At 67.4% G+C, this 15,148-nt stretch carries 18 protein-coding genes, 1 tRNA gene and 1 other RNA gene; 12 read left to right on the forward strand and 8 right to left on the reverse strand.

Translation table 11 applies throughout. From position 1 onward, the window contains the following. Positions 1–289: 289 nt before the first annotated feature. The 4 genes from VGG53_RS15845 to VGG53_RS15860 all read left to right on the forward strand — a co-directional run bounded on the left by VGG53_RS15845 (position 290) and on the right by VGG53_RS15860 (position 1,993). On the forward strand, positions 290–862 hold the full coding sequence (locus VGG53_RS15845; protein ID WP_331519014.1) for a hypothetical protein: 573 nt from the start codon (positions 290–292) through the stop codon (positions 860–862). Between the two features lie 115 nt (positions 863–977). Continuing rightward, complete coding sequence (locus VGG53_RS15850) at positions 978–1,400, forward strand: DUF3052 domain-containing protein (protein WP_331519015.1); 423 nt, start codon at positions 978–980, stop codon at positions 1,398–1,400. Next, positions 1,400–1,861: a peroxiredoxin gene (locus VGG53_RS15855; protein ID WP_331519016.1), complete on the forward strand. Its 462-nt coding sequence runs from the start codon at positions 1,400–1,402 to the stop codon at positions 1,859–1,861. Before VGG53_RS15850 ends, VGG53_RS15855 begins: the two co-directional genes overlap by 1 nt. 57 nt (positions 1,862–1,918) lie before the next feature. Then, positions 1,919–1,993 (forward strand) — tRNA-Val (locus tag VGG53_RS15860). A gap of 13 nt (positions 1,994–2,006) precedes the next feature. Here VGG53_RS15860 and VGG53_RS15865 read toward each other — a convergent pair. From VGG53_RS15865 to VGG53_RS15875, 3 genes are read right to left on the reverse strand one after another with little or no spacing between them, the layout of a single operon-like run. After that, a complete protein-coding gene (locus VGG53_RS15865; RefSeq protein WP_331519017.1) occupies positions 2,007–3,011 on the reverse strand; it encodes a zinc-binding dehydrogenase in 1,005 nt (334 codons plus the stop codon). Positions 3,012–3,020: 9 nt separating this feature from the next. Beyond that, on the reverse strand, positions 3,021–3,713 hold the full coding sequence (locus VGG53_RS15870) for a cutinase family protein (protein WP_331519018.1): 693 nt from the start codon (positions 3,711–3,713) through the stop codon (positions 3,021–3,023). A gap of 56 nt (positions 3,714–3,769) precedes the next feature. Further along, the gene (locus tag VGG53_RS15875) at positions 3,770–4,165 is read right to left on the reverse strand and encodes a VOC family protein (RefSeq protein WP_331519019.1); all 396 of its coding nucleotides are present in this window, start codon (positions 4,163–4,165) and stop codon (positions 3,770–3,772) included. A 137-nt stretch (positions 4,166–4,302) separates the two neighbouring features. On the opposite strand from VGG53_RS15875, the gene VGG53_RS15880 reads away from it, so the two are divergent. Further along, the gene (locus VGG53_RS15880) at positions 4,303–4,446 is read left to right on the forward strand and encodes a hypothetical protein (protein ID WP_331519020.1); all 144 of its coding nucleotides are present in this window, start codon (positions 4,303–4,305) and stop codon (positions 4,444–4,446) included. A gap of 3 nt (positions 4,447–4,449) precedes the next feature. Here VGG53_RS15880 and VGG53_RS15885 read toward each other — a convergent pair whose 3' ends face one another. Next, complete coding sequence (locus VGG53_RS15885; protein ID WP_331519021.1) at positions 4,450–5,262, reverse strand: oxygenase MpaB family protein; 813 nt, start codon at positions 5,260–5,262, stop codon at positions 4,450–4,452. A 34-nt stretch (positions 5,263–5,296) separates the two neighbouring features. Here VGG53_RS15885 and VGG53_RS15890 point away from each other — a divergent pair, with 34 nt between their 5' ends. Beyond that, complete coding sequence (locus tag VGG53_RS15890; RefSeq protein ID WP_331519022.1) at positions 5,297–6,244, forward strand: cobalamin biosynthesis protein; 948 nt, start codon at positions 5,297–5,299, stop codon at positions 6,242–6,244. Here the strand turns inward: VGG53_RS15890 and VGG53_RS15895 are convergent. From VGG53_RS15895 to VGG53_RS15905, 3 genes are read right to left on the reverse strand one after another with little or no spacing between them, the layout of a single operon-like run. Continuing rightward, positions 6,216–7,040, reverse strand: a complete 825-nt coding sequence (locus tag VGG53_RS15895) for an SURF1 family protein (protein ID WP_331519023.1) — start codon at positions 7,038–7,040, stop codon at positions 6,216–6,218. The two genes, VGG53_RS15890 and VGG53_RS15895, sit on opposite strands and share 29 nt — an antisense overlap. After that, complete coding sequence (locus VGG53_RS15900; protein ID WP_331519024.1) at positions 7,040–7,534, reverse strand: low molecular weight protein-tyrosine-phosphatase; 495 nt, start codon at positions 7,532–7,534, stop codon at positions 7,040–7,042. Before VGG53_RS15900 ends, VGG53_RS15895 begins: the two co-directional genes overlap by 1 nt. Further along, entirely contained in the window at positions 7,527–8,204 is a 678-nt protein-coding gene (locus tag VGG53_RS15905) for an HAD-IA family hydrolase (protein ID WP_331519025.1), read from the reverse strand. The genes VGG53_RS15900 and VGG53_RS15905 overlap by 8 nt, the downstream gene beginning before the upstream one ends. Positions 8,205–8,277: 73 nt before the next feature. Here VGG53_RS15905 and cobC point away from each other — a divergent pair, with 73 nt between their 5' ends. From cobC to VGG53_RS15925, 4 genes are read left to right on the forward strand one after another with little or no spacing between them, the layout of a single operon-like run. Further along, entirely contained in the window at positions 8,278–9,318 is a 1,041-nt protein-coding gene (gene cobC, locus VGG53_RS15910) for an Rv2231c family pyridoxal phosphate-dependent protein CobC (RefSeq protein WP_331519026.1), read from the forward strand. Continuing rightward, a complete protein-coding gene (locus tag VGG53_RS15915; protein WP_331519027.1) occupies positions 9,315–10,454 on the forward strand; it encodes a Nif3-like dinuclear metal center hexameric protein in 1,140 nt (379 codons plus the stop codon). The genes cobC and VGG53_RS15915 overlap by 4 nt, the downstream gene beginning before the upstream one ends. Next, positions 10,451–11,185 carry a zinc ribbon domain-containing protein gene (locus tag VGG53_RS15920; RefSeq protein WP_331519028.1) on the forward strand — a complete coding sequence of 245 codons (735 nt, stop codon included), beginning with the start codon at positions 10,451–10,453 and terminating at the stop codon, positions 11,183–11,185. The genes VGG53_RS15915 and VGG53_RS15920 overlap by 4 nt, the downstream gene beginning before the upstream one ends. After that, on the forward strand, positions 11,182–12,282 hold the full coding sequence (locus VGG53_RS15925) for a bifunctional RNase H/acid phosphatase (protein ID WP_331519029.1): 1,101 nt from the start codon (positions 11,182–11,184) through the stop codon (positions 12,280–12,282). The genes VGG53_RS15920 and VGG53_RS15925 overlap by 4 nt, the downstream gene beginning before the upstream one ends. Before the next feature lie 12 nt (positions 12,283–12,294). On the opposite strand, the gene VGG53_RS15930 is transcribed toward VGG53_RS15925, so the two are convergent. Then, a complete protein-coding gene (locus tag VGG53_RS15930) occupies positions 12,295–13,011 on the reverse strand; it encodes a 2OG-Fe(II) oxygenase (protein WP_331519030.1) in 717 nt (238 codons plus the stop codon). Between the two features lie 96 nt (positions 13,012–13,107). Between VGG53_RS15930 and VGG53_RS15935 the strand changes: the two genes are divergently transcribed. Beyond that, the gene (locus tag VGG53_RS15935) at positions 13,108–14,394 is read left to right on the forward strand and encodes an HNH endonuclease (protein WP_331519031.1); all 1,287 of its coding nucleotides are present in this window, start codon (positions 13,108–13,110) and stop codon (positions 14,392–14,394) included. Between the two features lie 48 nt (positions 14,395–14,442). Next, an RNA gene (gene rnpB / locus VGG53_RS15940) (RNase P RNA component class A) lies at positions 14,443–14,837 on the forward strand. Positions 14,838–15,148 lie beyond the last annotated feature (311 nt).

Genomic DNA, 15,148 nt, shown 5'->3' on the forward strand with positions numbered 1-15,148 from the left:
GCAGATAGGACGCAACACCTTCGCGGATCACCCGCACGCGGTCGGGTTCGCTTGTGCCGGTGGGATTCTTCGCCAGATCGTGGCGCACGAATTCGGTAGTCAACGCACTACTCCTTATTTGACGGCTGACCGGCTTGTGGCCGATCGAGCAGTCGCGGATTGACGTCTTCGGTTTTGGGTTGGTGCTGCGGCCCTGGTACGGGTTACTCCTATCGTGCCGCACCGCGATTCGCCCCGCGTAGTCCCCGTCGAGGCTGGCCCGGACCGCCACCCGGTAACGTCGTAACCTGTGCGGATCGGATGGCTTGGCTGGCCCGGCTGGTCGGGTGCTGCGCGGGCTGTGGGCTGCGTCGCGACCGTCTTGATCGCCGTCCTCGGGTGCACCACCATCACCGACGGCTCGCCGGGCGCCGACATGGCGATAGCCCCCGCCTACCGCGCGTCGGTATCCGCATCCGTCTCGGCCTCAGTGGCCACCTCGAGCATCAAGGAGTCGCGGCATCAACAGTCGCTGACCACCCAGGCCGTGGTCCGGGTATGCGAGTCGTTCGTCACCAGCAGCAAAGAAGCCGTGGACCGGGTGAACGACTTCGTCGCTGCCTACAACCGGGGCGGCGACACCTCGGGCGCCGAGCAGCCCGCGATCGATGCCCTGACGCACAGCGCCGACGCGGTCGAAGGCGACAGCAACGGGCCGCTGTCCCAGCAGCTGCGCGAGGCGCTCAACGCCTACAACGACGCCGCCCGCGCCGTAGCGACTGCTATCCGCTCGCACGTCGGCACCGACCAGTTCAATCAGCGGGTCAATCAGCTCAACGACGCCAAGGGCGAAGCCGTCAAGCGTTGCCGGGCGTCCCTTTGAGCCGACGAATGTGCAACGCTACGGGCTGTGCGACGATAAATTGCATCGCACGGCATGTTTCACGTTCGAGTGGCTTGAAACTGAACGGCTTGAGGCTGAAAGGGAGGACCGCACGGTGGTGGCCGCGGATGACGCCCCGAGCTTTGCCCGCAAACTGGGCATTCAACCAGGGCAGGTTGTCCAGGAGTGGGGTTGGGACGAGGACACCGACGACGATATCCGCGGCGACGTGGAGGATGCGTGCGGCGGTGAGTTACTCGACGAAGACACCGATGAGGTCGTCGACGTCGTCCTGCTGTGGTGGCGCGACGGCGACGGCGACCTGGTGGACACCCTGATGGACGCGATCGCGTCGCTGGCTGATGACGGCGTGATCTGGGTGCTCACACCCAAGACCGGCAAGCCCGGCCATGTGCTGCCCGCGGAGATCGCGGAGTCAGCCCCCACCGCCGGACTGATGCCGACATCGTCGGTCAACCTCGGCGACTGGAGCGCCAGCCGATTGGTGCAACCGAAGTCGCGTGCCGGACGCCGCTGATGCTGCCGGTCGGTGCTACCGCGCCGGACTTCACGCTGCTCGACCAGAACCGACAGCCGGTCACCCTCAGCGACTTTCGCGGTGCCAAAGACGTGCTGCTGGTGTTCTTCCCGCTGGCCTTCACCGGTATCTGCCAGGGCGAGCTGGACGCGGTGCGCGATCAGCTGCCCGACTTCGAGAACGACGACAGCGCGGTGCTGGCCATTTCGGTGGGACCACCGCCGACCCACAAGGTGTGGGCGATCGAGAGCGGATTCCTGTTCCCGGTGCTCTCCGACTTTTGGCCGCACGGCACCGTCAGCCAGGCTTACGGGGTTTTCAACGCCGACGCAGGCGTCTCCAATCGCGGCACGTTCCTCGTCGATCGGTCCGGAACGATCCGGTTCGCCGAAATGAAGCAGCCCGGCGAGGCCCGTGACCAGCGGCTGTGGATCGACGCGCTGACGGCGCTGAACGCCTGAACCGGCTCTTTCGCGTTTTGGGTGTGAGGCCATCTGGGCGGTATCTTGGCGCGGCACGGGCGCGTAGCTCAGTGGTAGAGCTCTGGTTTTACACACCAGCGGTCGGCGGTTCGATACCGTCCGCGCCCACCAGTTGACCGTCGGCTCAGGGCACCAGCACGACTTTGCCGATGTTCTCTCGCGCCGCCAGGATCCGATGTGCTTCCGGCGCATCGGCGAACGGCACCGCAGCATGCACGACGGGAGATGCCGTGCCGTCCGACAGCGCCGTCGACAGCGGTCCGATCCACGGCTCGAGCGTGCCGCGGTCGTCCCACAGCCGCAACATGTTGAGGCCGATGACCGTCTTGGAGTCGTTGAGCTGATTGATCAGGTTGAACCCCCGCAACATCGCCAGCGCCTGCGGTGCCGCGCGCAGCAGCGACCGCTTCTCGCCCTGCTGCAAGGCTGAGAGGCCGTAGGCGACAAGCCGTCCGCCCGGGCGCAGCAGGCCGAGCGACCGCCGCAACGAGGTGCCGCCCAACGCATCCAGCACGATGTCGTAGGGGCCCAGGCCTTTCCACCAACCGTCGCGGCGATAGTCGATGGCCTTGTCGACACCGAGCGCGGCAAGCTGATCGTGCTTGCCCGGCGACGCGGTGCCGTGCACGACCGCGCCCGCGGCCTTGGCCAGCTGCACCGCCGCGATGCCGACACCGCCGGCGGCGGCATGCACCAGCACCTGCTCGCCGGCGCGCAGTGAACCGTAGCCGTGCAAGGCCGCCCACGCCGTCGCATAGTTGACCGGGACCGCGGCGCCCTGCTCGAAGCTCATCGAGTCCGGAAGCGCGACAGTGTCCTTCGCATCGGCGTTGACGATCTCGGCGTAGCCGCCGAACCGCGTTCCGGCCAGCACCCGCCGGCCCACCTGCGCCGGGTCGACGCCGTCGCCGACGGCCTCAATCGTCCCGGCCACCTCGTAGCCGACGACGCTGGGCACCTTGGGCGCGTCGGGGTACAGCCCGACGCGGGCGAGATGGTCGGCGAAGTTCACCCCGGCGGCGCGCACCGAGATACGCACCTGGCCGGCCGCCGGCGGCGGCGGATCGGGACGGTCCTGCACCTTCAGTACCGACGGGGGACCGTGCTTGGTGATGACGACTGCGCGCACCCAACCTCGCTAAATGTGACCCGCGACGAATGCCGCGGCCTGAGCCGGCATTCCGGAATCCCGATAGGAAAGGTGCGCCGCGGAGAACATCTCGTCGTGCGTTGGCACCGAAAACGGTGCGCCTGGCGTACAGACCGGGTCGCCGGGTGCACACAAGTCGATGGCCTTTGCGCCGTACCACGGGCTGACCGTGCTCACCGGCGCGCCGAGATATCTGTCCGAAGGGTTCCCGAAAAGGGCAAGCGCGGCAACGTGGTCGGCCACGTCCTGCGGTAGCGACACCGGGACAAAGCCCACTACCGGGGCTTGGGCGATGGTGATCAGATCGATCACGATCGCGCCTTGGGAGTAGCCACCGAGCACCAACTTGGTGTTGGGACAGTTGGCGGCCATCGACTCGACGTGGGCGTTCGCATCCACGGCGCCGGCGTTGGCTGATGGGGCGAAATCGTCTGATGCGGGGTAGTTGACCGGATAGATCGCAAGGGACCGACCCCCGACCTGCGAGCGAAGGGAATCGATAAATTGCTGTCCGACCACGCCTACACCCGGCGGCTCGGTCGTGGCCCGGGCGAACGTCACCTCGACGTCAGGGCAGGAAGCAGCGGATGCGGGGGCAACGTTGATCGGCGCGCTCACCTGCGCCACCAGGACGGCGACCGCCGCGCCGACCAGGACACGCGCAATGCGGTGGGGCCTCACGTTGGTAATGCTGACATATCGGGACGGGCTCCGGGGCCGTCTCGCTGAGGCTTTGGTCAGACGGGTGGAGCGAAGAATTCGAGAGCGATGCCGTCCGGGTCGCGGAAGCTCAACCCGGAGCCGTAGGGCGCATCGACGATTCCGCCGTGCTGGACGCCGAGGTCGTTGAGCCGGTTCATCCAACTCTCCAATTCGGCCCGATTGGCGCAGCCGAATCCGACATGGTCCAGGCCCACCCGGAACTCGCTGAAGCGTTCGTCGGGCGCCGAACGCTCATGCTGATGAATTCCGAGCAGCGTGCCGCCGTCGAGGATCCACACCAGATGCCGAAACCCGGCGTCGGTGTGTTCGTCGATTACCGGGTCGGCGCCGAGCAGCCGCCGGTACCAGCGGCCGCTGATGCTCATGTCGCGCACGGTGAGCGCGACGTGGTTGATTGCCGGAAAAGCCATGGGTCGCTTCCTTTCTGAGCATCTCGCGCCGCGGGCCGGCCCGCTGGCCGACCACGGTGTGACGTACGTCTCAACGTTGGCCTCGCTGAGGCGAGCGCCACATTTACTTCGGTCGACTAATTAGTCATGCTTGATACATGACTTCGCAACTGACCCCCGAGCGCACCACTTCACCGGCGCCGAAGCTCGAAGAGAGCAACGAGCGCATCCTGCTGCAGCCGTGGTTCTGGATGGCCGTACTGAGCATGATCGCCATCGTCCTGGTCACCATTTCCGGCTAGCCGCTACACGATCCGCCAGCCGCGTCTGGCACGAAACCGCATGTCCCACAGGTAGAGCCGATAGCCAAGAATCCACGCTTGATGTGGCATCAACCGATCGGCCAGCCGCAGTGCGGCCAGCAACCGCTCGAACCGCCGCTGTTGGGATTCTGACCACTCCAAGCGCATCATCGCGCGGAACTCCGGGGGCAGAAAGCCGGTGGTCGCGAACAGGTTGAACGGTCCGGCGAGCGCCGGTAACGGCCACGGCAGAAAAGCCATCGTCGCCACGCCGTGCAGGTGCTCGCGGACCGGGGGATCGATGCGCAGGTCTTCCAGTGACCGCTTCCAGTAGTCGTCGAACGCGAGCCGGTCCGGCGGCCACATCGCGTCGCGCACTTGAAGTGTGGTAGCCAGCCGCTTGGCGTCCAGGTACACCGCATCGGCCGCCGCATCGTCGAGCGGGCCGTACAAGAACTCGTGCTGGTCGACGAAGTAGCGGTACAGGCAGGCGGCCACCCACAGCTGCAGCCCCGGGTCGAACGCGTTGTAGGACACCGGACTCGACGACGTCGACCGTACTTGCCGGTGGACGGTGTCGACGGCGGCGCGAATGAGCTCGCGGTCGGACTCGGTCCCGATGGTCGCGACGGCCAGATACGTTCCGGTGGTACGCGCCCGTTTGAACGGATGCTTGTAGACGTTGCCGCTGTCCACCGGGCTCTCCACGACGCCGTAACCGACACCTGGCAGCGACAGCTGCATGATCACGTTCGCGGCGGGAAGCAGCACGGCGGCGGGATTGAGCAGGTCAGCGACCCGGGTGGCGCGCTTCATCACCCGAGTAGACCACGTGTGAGACGCTGCCGGAGTGTTTGGCGCCAGGCGGGTTGTCGGGGTGCTGCTCGGCTACCTGGCTGACCTCGCACTGGCCGACCCGCGGGCGGGTCACCCGGTGGCGGGATTCGGCATCGCGGCAACGGCGGTGGAGCGGTTCAGCTACCGCGACACCCGGGTCGGTGGCGTCGTTCACGTCGCGGTGCTGGTCGGCGTGGTGGCCGCGCTGGGCACCGCGCTGCAACGCCAGGCCCGCCGGTCCGGGCGGCTCTGGTCGGTTGTCACGACTGCAGCGGCCACCTGGATCGCGCTGGGCGGAACGTCGCTGGCGCGCATCGGGTCGGCGATGGGCGAGCTGCTGGGCCGCGATGACCTCGACGGCGCCCGACGGCTACTGCCGTCGTTGTGCGGCCGTGAACCGGCACGGCTTGACGCCGCGGGATTGACCCGCGCGACAGTGGAGTCCGTGGCTGAGAACACGTCCGACGCGCACGTGGCGCCGCTGCTGTGGGCCGTGGCGGGCGGGGTTCCCGCCGTCCTGGGTTACCGAGCCGTCAACACGCTCGATGCGATGATCGGTCACCGCTCACCGCGTTACGCACGATTCGGTTGGGCCGCAGCATGTTTGGATGATGCGGCCAACTATGTCGCTGCGCGGGTGACCGCTGCGCTGACAGTGGTGTGCGCGCCGATCGTCGGCTGCTCGCCGTCGGGTGCGGTGGTGGCGTGGCGTCGCGACGCCGGGCGCCATCCCAGCCCGAACGCCGGCGTCGTGGAGGCGGCGTTCGCCGGGGCGCTGGGCGTGCGACTCGGCGGCCCTACTCACTACCACTATGGAGTGCAGATTCGGCCGCCCCTCGGTCAAGGGCCGCCGCCAACGGTGACCGATCTGCGCCGCGCCGTGTTGCTTTCGCGGGCGGTGCAAGCGGCCGCGGCGTTGGCGTGCATCGCTGTCAGCGTCGCCGTCCGTAGCGGTCGGTGAGCTTGTCCTGCACGGTCGCAGGTTTGTCAGCGGGCTTCCCAGGCGATGCCTGGGTCTTGTCCGCGCGCCGTGCTTGTACTTCGGCGTAGACGAAGTAGCCCAGCAGGATCGGCGCGACGACGCCGAACGTGATCCACTGGATGCCGTAGGACAGGAACGGGCCCGCGTCCAGGTGGGGCAGAGCGATGACGCCCAGCCCGCCGGGCTGTTTGTCCACCAATTGCAGATACGACCCAGTCAATGGGACGCCGGTCAGCGTCGCCAGCTGACTCGTATTGATCGAATACACCTGTCGCACACCGTCGCTGACGAACGACTCCTTGTCCGGCACCAGTCCCTCGGAGTCGCGCAGCCGCGCCGTGATGGTCACCGTGCCGCGGGGTGGCGGGGGGACCGGCGGTACCCGTGAACCTGGTAGGGGCCGCACGTAGCCGCGGTCGACCAAGACGGTGGGGCCCTCGTCCACGACGAATGGCTGCAGCACCTCCATGGCCGGGTCGCCGTCGGCGACACGCAAACGGGCCACCAGCTGCTTATCCGGCAGGTAGTGGCCGGTCGCCGTCACACGCCGCCATTGCGCGTCGCGATTCGATGAATCTTGCTGCGGCAAAAGGGTTGTCACCGACACCGGCGCAGTCGTCAGGGACTGCTGGATCTGGTCGTTCTCCCGCGACGTTTTGGTGTTCTTGCCCAGCTGCCACGGCGCGAGCACGCTGAAGCACAGGTAGGTGAATGCGATCACCACCACGGCCAGCGCAATCCAGCCCGGCCGCAGCAGGAAGGCCAGGCGGCGCATCAGCTGTGCCCGTCCGGCGCGAGCTGCTCATCGACCCACTTGTGCAGGCCCGGCAGCGAAGCCTCGATCGCGGCGAAGACCGCTTCGAAGTCGTCGTTGTCGCCGTAATACGGGTCATCGACGTCGAGGACATACGCGCCGGAGCGTGGGTCGAAGGAGCGCAACATCCGGATCCGGTCGGCATCGACTCCGAGCTGCTGCAGCAGCCACACGTGGTTGCGGGCCAGCGCGATGACCAGGTCGGCCTCGATGTGGTCGATGCCGACCTGCGCGGCGCTGTGGTCGGTGGGGTAGCCGTGCGCGCGCAGCACCCGGTTGGCCCGTTCGTCGGCGGATTTGCCGACATGCCAGCCGGCGGTTCCCGCGCTGGTCACCCGCACGGCGTTGGTCAGGCCGCGTTCGGTGATCTGGTGGGCGAACATCTTCTCGGCCATCGGTGACCGGCAGATGTTGCCGGTACACACGAAGGTGATGTGCAGCGTGGGATCAGACACCTAACGCCCTCCGCAGCTCGGCGACCGTCGCGACGTGCACCGCGCCGCTCGTCGTGCCGGTGTCGCCGAAATCGGCCTGACCGTAGCCCCAGCCCACCACCACGGTGTCGATGCCATGGGCGGCGGCGCCCTCGACGTCGTGGCGGCGGTCGCCGACCATGAGCACTCGTTCGGGCAGCGGCTGCAGTTGCGCCAAAGCATGCGCGAGCACGTCGGCCTTGGTGGCGCGGGTGCCGTCGATGCTGGCTCCGGCGACGACCTCGAAGTGCTCGTCGAGGCCGAAATGGGCCAGGATGCATCGCGCGGTGGGCTCGGCCTTGGAGGTGGCCACCGCCAGCCGCACTCCTGCTGCCCGCAGGTCGTCGAGCAGTGGCCCGATGCCCTCGAAGACGCTGTTGATGGCCCAGCCGCGGGTGGTGTAGTCGGCGCGGTAGGCGGCGACCGCGGCGCCCGTGTGCTCGCCCAACCCCATCGCGGAGAAGGTGTGGTGCATCGGTGGGCCGACGATCCGACTGGCCAGGTCGCCCTCGGGCACGGCGGCACCGATCTGGCCGAGTGCGTGCCGAAAGCTGGACGCGATGCCGTCCGCGGAGTCGGTGAGTGTGCCGTCGAGGTCGAAGATCACCAGCTGAGGGTGATGCGATCGAGTGGCCGAGCCCGTGCCTGTCACGCCCCTATTGTCCAAGATGGCGCGACTGTGTCCGGATACCGGGGCTGATCGCGGGGCCGTTACTGTTTCAGATGTGGCGAGTCTGGGTTCGAGCGTGTCGACGCCGCTCGCCGCGGCGCGCTACCACGGCGATCAGGCCGCCGAACGCGGCATGCTCGATTTCGCCGTCAACATCCGGCACCCGCAGCCGCCGGACTGGCTGGTGCAGCGCCTGGCCGCACGGTTGCCCGACTTGGCGCGATACCCGGGCGTCGACGACGAGCGCGCGGCGATTCAGGCGGTCGCCGCCCGGCATGGCCGTGCTTCCAACGAGGTCGCGTTGTTGGCCGGAGCCGCTGAGGGATTCGCGTTGCTGCCTAACCTGCGCCCGAAGCTGGCCGCGGTGATCGCGCCGTCGTTTACCGAACCCGACGTTTCGCTGAGGTCGGCCGGCATCCCGGTGCACCACGTCGTGCTCGATCCACCGTTCGGTCTGGCGGGTGTGCAGGTGCCCGGCGAGGCCGACCTGGTCGTGGTCGGCAACCCCACCAACCCGACCGCGGTGGTGCACACCCGCGAACAGATCCTGTCGTTGCGGCGGCCGGGCCGAATCGTCGTGGTCGACGAGGCGTTCGCCGATGCTGTTGCCGGCGAACCGGAATCGCTGACCGGCGAGCCGCTGCCCGACGTGCTGGTGCTGCGCAGCCTCACCAAGACGTGGTCGCTGGCCGGATTGCGGGTCGGCTATGCGTTGGCTGCCCCGAAGGTGCTGGCCCGGTTGACCGCCACCCGGCCGCCGTGGCCGCTGGGCACGCTGCAGCTGACCGCTGTCGCCGCGTGTTGTGCGCCGAGCGCGGTGGCAGAAGCGGCGGCGGACGCTCGACGGCTGGCGGTGATGCGCGCCGACATGGTGTCCGGGCTGCGATCGGCTGGAGTGGAGCCTGTCGACGGCCACGCGCCGTTTGTGATGTTCACCGTAGCCGATGCCGAGCTGACCCGAAAGCATCTGCACGCCAAGGGTATTGCCGTCCGCCGGTGCGACACCTTCGTCGGCCTGGACGGACGCTATCTGCGCGCGGCGGTGCGACCGGAGTGGCCGGCGTTGGTCGAGGCGCTGAGCGAGGTGCTGGCATGACCGTGCGGCTGGCGGATGTCATGGACGCGCTGGACGAGGCCTACCCGCCTGGACTTGCTCAGTCGTGGGATTCGGTCGGTCTGGTCTGCGGCGACCCCGACGATGCGCTGAGCTCGGTGACGATTGCGGTCGACGCCACCGCCGAGGTGGTCGACACGGTTCCCGACGGTGGTCTGCTGCTGGCCCACCATCCGCTGCTGTTGCGTGGGGTGGACACCGTTGCGGCCAGCACCCCCAAGGGCGCGCTGGTGCACCGCCTGATCCGAACGGGGCGTTCGCTGTTCACCGCGCACACCAACGCCGACTCGGCGTCACCGGGTGTGTCCGATGCGTTGGCGCACGCACTGGGATTGACCGTCGAGGCGGTTCTGGAGCCCACACCGGCGCGGCAGGATCTGGACAAGTGGGTGATTTTCGTGCCGCCGGAGAACGCGGAGTCGGTGCGGGCAGCCATCTTTGCGGCCGGCGCCGGCCTCATCGGTGACTATTCGCACTGCAGTTGGAGCGTCACCGGCACCGGCCAGTTCCGGCCCGAGGACGGTGCAGCGCCGGCGATCGGGAGCGTCGGCGCTACTGAGTGGGTAGTGGAGGACCGCGTCGAGGTCGTCGCTCCCGCGCGGGCGCGAGGTCAAGTGCTCGCGGCGATGCGTGGCGCACACCCGTACGAGGAGCCGGCATTTGACATCGTCGCGCTGGCCCCGTCGCCCAGCGACGTCGGGCTGGGTCGGATCGGATCGCTGCCGCAGCCAGAGCCGTTGAGCGAGTTCGTCTCTCGAGTTCGGGCCGGGCTGCCACGAACGTCATGGGGAGTACGCGCCGCCGGCGATCCGGACAGGCCGGTTTCGCGGGTGGCGGTGTGCGGCGGAGCGGGCGACTCGCTACTGGACGTCGTGGCGGCCGCCGATGCGCAGGCCTATGTGACGGCCGATTTGCGCCATCACCCTGCCGACGAGCACCGCCGTGCTTCGGCGGTGGCACTGGTCGACGTCGCGCATTGGGCCAGCGAATATCCGTGGTGTGCGCAGGCCGCCGACATGCTGCGGTCGGCGTTCGGCGCCGAGTTGTCCGTTGTTGTGTGTCCCATCCGTACCGATCCATGGAACGTCGACAACGACAACGGGGGCGAGGACACATGAAAGCCGAAGTCGCGCAGCAGCGCTCACTGCTCGAAGTTGCGGAGTTGGACGCCGAGCTGGCCAGGATGGATCACCGCGCCGGCCACCTGCCCGAGCGCGCCGACTACCAGCGGATGCAAACCGATCAGGTCGCCGCCAACGATCGCCTGGCCGCTCTGCAGATTGCGTTGGAGGACTTGGACACTCAGGTCTCGCGTTTCGAGTCGGAGATCGACGCGGTGCGCCAGCGTGAGGATCGGGACCGATCGCTGCTGCAATCAGTGGCAGACGCCAAGCAACTGACGGAGTTGCAGCACGAGCTGGACACCCTGCAGCGCCGCCAGGCCAGCCTGGAGGATTCGCTGCTGGAAGTGATGGAACGTCGCGAACAGCTGCAGGCCCAGCGGGCCGCAGAGCTGTCGGTGGTCGAGTCGCTACAGGCGGATCTGGCCGCTACCCAACAGACCTTGGACGGAACACTGGCCGACATCGACCAGATCCGCCGCGCTCAAACGTCTCGTCGCGACGAACTCGCCGCCAGCTTGGATCCTGTTCTGGTGGCGCTCTACGAACGACAGCGTGCCGGCGGCGGACCCGGGGCCGGGCTGTTGCAGGGCCGCCGCTGCGGGGCGTGCCGGATCGAGATCGACCGCGGCGAGCTGGCCCGGATCTCCTCGGCCGCCGATGACGAAGTGCTGCGATGCCCGGAATGCGGCGCAATCTTGTTGCGGCCCAAAGGCGCAAGCCAATGAAGGTTGTCGTCGAGGCCGATGGGGGATCGCGCGGCAATCCGGGGCCGGCAGGCTACGGGTCGGTGGTGTGGACCGCAGACCGGTCCATCGTACTCGCCGAGAGCAAGCAGGCGATCGGGCGGGCCACCAACAACGTCGCCGAATATCGCGGCCTGATAGCGGGTTTGGAGGAGGCGTCGAAACTACGCGCGACCGAAGTCGCGGTGTCGATGGATTCCAAGCTGGTCGTCGAGCAGATGTCCGGACGCTGGAAGGTCAAGCATCCCGACCTCGCCGAGCTCAACGCGCAAGCTCGCGCGCTCGCGGATCAGTTCGACCGGATCAGCTACGCGTGGATCCCTCGAGCGGAGAACTCGCACGCCGACCGGTTGGCCAACGAGGCGATGGATGCTGCAGTCGAGCTGCCGGCGCAGACCGACGCGTCACCGCCGTCGTCCGCCGCCCGTGAGACCCCTTCGGCTCCCGGGTGGACCGGCGCGCGCGGCGTCGCTACCCGGCTGCTGTTGCTGCGCCACGGGCAGACCAAGCTGTCGGTGCAGCGGCGCTACTCGGGGCGCGGCAACCCACCGCTGACCGAGCTGGGCCGGCAGCAGGCCGACGCCGCCGCTCGTTATGTGGCGGCGCGCGGCGGCGTCGCGGCGGTGATCAGTTCACCGTTGCAGCGGTGCCAGGACACGGCGTCGGCGGCCGCCAAAGCGCTGGGTTTGGACGTCGTCGTCGATCACGACCTGATCGAGACAGACTTCGGAGCATGGGAAGGCCTCACGTTCAGTGAGGCCGCCGAGCATGACCCCGACCTGCATCGACGCTGGTTACGCGATACCAGCACCGAGCCCCCGGGCGGGGAGAGCTTCGACCAGGTCAACCAGCGGGTCGGCCGGGCCCGCGACCGCGTCGTCGCCGACCACGGCGGCAGCACCGTGCTGGTGGTGTCACACGTGACGCCGATCAAAATGCTGCTGCGGGAGGCTCTGGACGCGGGGCCGGGCATTCTCTACCGGCTGCATCTGGACCTGGCGTCGTTGAGCATCGCCGAGTTCTACCCCGACGGCGCGTCCTCGGTCCGGCTGGTGAACCAGACCGGCTATTTGGGTTAGCTCCACAGTGTTTCAGTCGGCATCGTGGAAGATCAGGCCGAGCGCCAACCGCTCGCCCGAACGCACAACCGACAGGCCGTGCCTCACCGCCGCGGCCGACCAGCCGCGGGCCGATTGCACCGGGCGGTCGCGGGTGGTGAACAGGTAGCCATGACCCTGCGGCAATTGGGTCGCGGTACCACGCGATTGCGCCCGAGCCCGTTGTTCGACCAGCATGAATTCCCCGCCGGTGTAGTCCGTGCCGACGTCGCTCAGGTTAATCACTACCTGTAGCGGAAACACCAAGTCCCCGTACAGGTCTCGATGCAACGCATTCCAGTCATCCGTCCCGTACCTGAGCATCAGCGCTGTCGGCCTCGTCTGGCCGGCGGCATGGCACATGTCCAGCCACTCGTCGAGGCTGTCCGGCCAGGGCGCGTCGCGGCCCAGCTTGGCCCACCAATCCCGGGCGATCGGTAGCAGCCGAGGGTACAACGCCTGCTTGAGATCCTCGATCGGCTCCGGGTAGGGAGCGCGGAAATAGCGGTACTGGCCGGAGCCGTAGCGACGAGGCCCCATGTCGATGGTGGCGCGGAACAGACCGTCGTCGGCGTAGAGCGTGCGCAGTCGCTGCATCTCGGTTTTCGTCAGGAGTCGCGGCAACAGGGCGCCGCCGAGGTCGTTGACAGTTGCCGCGATCGCCGCCCAGTCGCCGGCCTCGACACGCTTTTCGATCCCGCTCGTCGGCATCAGCGGCGTCCTCCTTTCGCTCCTGATCTGTAGACGATAAGGATGCCCGGAATGTGAGGAGCATTCTTGTCATTGCAGTCGTGTACTATCGAACACATGTTCGAAACATTAGCGGTCGTCGACCCAGCCAGCGCGGAATCAGCGCTGGTTGAGCGCATCTGCGAGTTGGAGCGCGTCAAATGCGCCGCGGCGGCGGGTCAGGCTCGTGCGGCGGCCGCGTTGGATGCCGCGCGCCGGGCCGCTGAAGCCGCCGAAGGAATGCCGGCGGCGCGACGCGGGCGCGGCGTGGCCAGCGAGATCGCGCTGGCCCGACGCGATTCACCAACGCGGGGCAACCGGCACCTGGGCTTTGCCAAAGCCTTGGTACACGAAATGCCGCACACGTTGGCCGCTTTGGAAACCGGAGCGCTGACGGAGTGGCGGGCCACCTTGATCGTGCGCGAGAGTGCATGCCTGGACGTCGAGGACCGCCGGACGCTGGACGCCGAGATGTGCGCTGACCCGGACAGGTTGAACGGGATGGGCGATGCTCGGCTGGCTGCAGCTGCGAAGACAATCGCCTATCGGCTCGACCCACACGCTGTGGTCGACCGGGCCGCCAAGGCCGAAACCGAGCGCACGGTGAGCATCCGACCCGCGCCCGACACGATGACGTATCTGACCGCACTGTTGCCCGTCGCGCAAGGAGTGTCGGTGTATGCGGCGCTGCGGCGGGAGGCCGATACCTGCGTCGACGGACGCCCGCGCGGCCAAGTGATGGCCGACACGCTTGTCGAGCGGGTCACCGGGCGAAGCGCGGCAACGGCGACGCCGATCGCGGTCAATCTGGTGTTGTCCGACGAAGCCCTCATCTGCGGTTCCAATGCGCCTGCCGACGTAAGCGGCTACGGTCCGATCCCGGCGGCCGTTGCGCGCGAGTTGATTTCACGCGCTGTCAACGACGAACAGTCGCGCGCGACGCTGCGCCGACTCTATGCGCATCCGGCATCCGGCGCCCTGGTGGCAATGGAGTCGAGAGCCCGGCTGTTTCCTCGCGGGCTGGCGGCCTTCATCGGGTTTCGGGATCAGCGCTGCCGTACGCCTTATTGCGACGCGCCGATCCGCCATCGCGACCATGCTCGGCCATGGGTAACCGGTGGCCCGACGAGTGCGGGCAACGGGCTCGGCCTGTGCGAACGTTGCAACCACGTCAAAGAGGTTGACGGCTGGTTGGTCGAACCGATTGTCGATGAAAATTCAACTCACACAGTGGAATTCACCACGCCGACGGGCGCTCGTTATCGATCGGGGGCACCTCCACTGGCGGGATCGACCGCCCGGATCGAGATCAGCGAAATGGAAATCGCCGTCGAGATAACGCTTGCAGGCTTGCACGCCGCTTAGATGGCCGTTGGCCTGGGCCTTCGGCGACGAGTACGGTATTACCGCGGACGAGTTGGCTGGGCGGCCGCGGCTCGTGCTCACGAAGCAGCGAGTCGAGGAAAGTCCGGACTTCACAGAGCAGGGTGATTGCTAACGGCAATCCGAGGTGACTCGCGGGAAAGTGCCACAGAAAACAGACCGCCACCCTTGTGGTGGTAAGGGTGAAACGGTGCGGTAAGAGCGCACCAGCATCCCGGGTGACCGGAATGGCTAGGCAAACCCCACCCGAAGCAAGGTCAAGAAGACCGCACCTCGGTGCGGTCGCGCAGGTGTTTGAGGGCTGCTCGCCCGAGCCTGCGGGTAGGCCGCTCGAGGCACCCGGTGACGGTGTGTCCAGATGGATGGTCGCCGCCGCATTACCTGGTAATGCGGAACAGAATCCGGCTTACAGGCCAACTCGCCCGCCCTGTCGCCGCGGTCAGCGTGGGTCCGCACTAAATCCGAGGACGGGATCAATCGCGTCCCGCGTCCGGTCGTCAGAATCAGGTCCTGCACAGTCTTCGCGCTCTGGCCGTGACTGCATCGATTGCTAGATCGAGCGGAGTTCTACCGAAAGATTTTCTCGCAATTTCCCACGTTGCGACTCGATGAGTATTGGCTAAGGAGTAGCTTAACGTTAACTGAGAAACAACCTTAGGTCGGGAGGTTGTCCGATGACTGGTCAGCGGGCCACGAGGCGGAATCGTCATTCGCGCAACGCCAAGGCGCGCCGCCG

It is taken from the genome of Mycobacterium sp., assembly GCF_036490025.1.
Lineage (GTDB): Bacteria > Actinomycetota > Actinomycetes > Mycobacteriales > Mycobacteriaceae > Mycobacterium.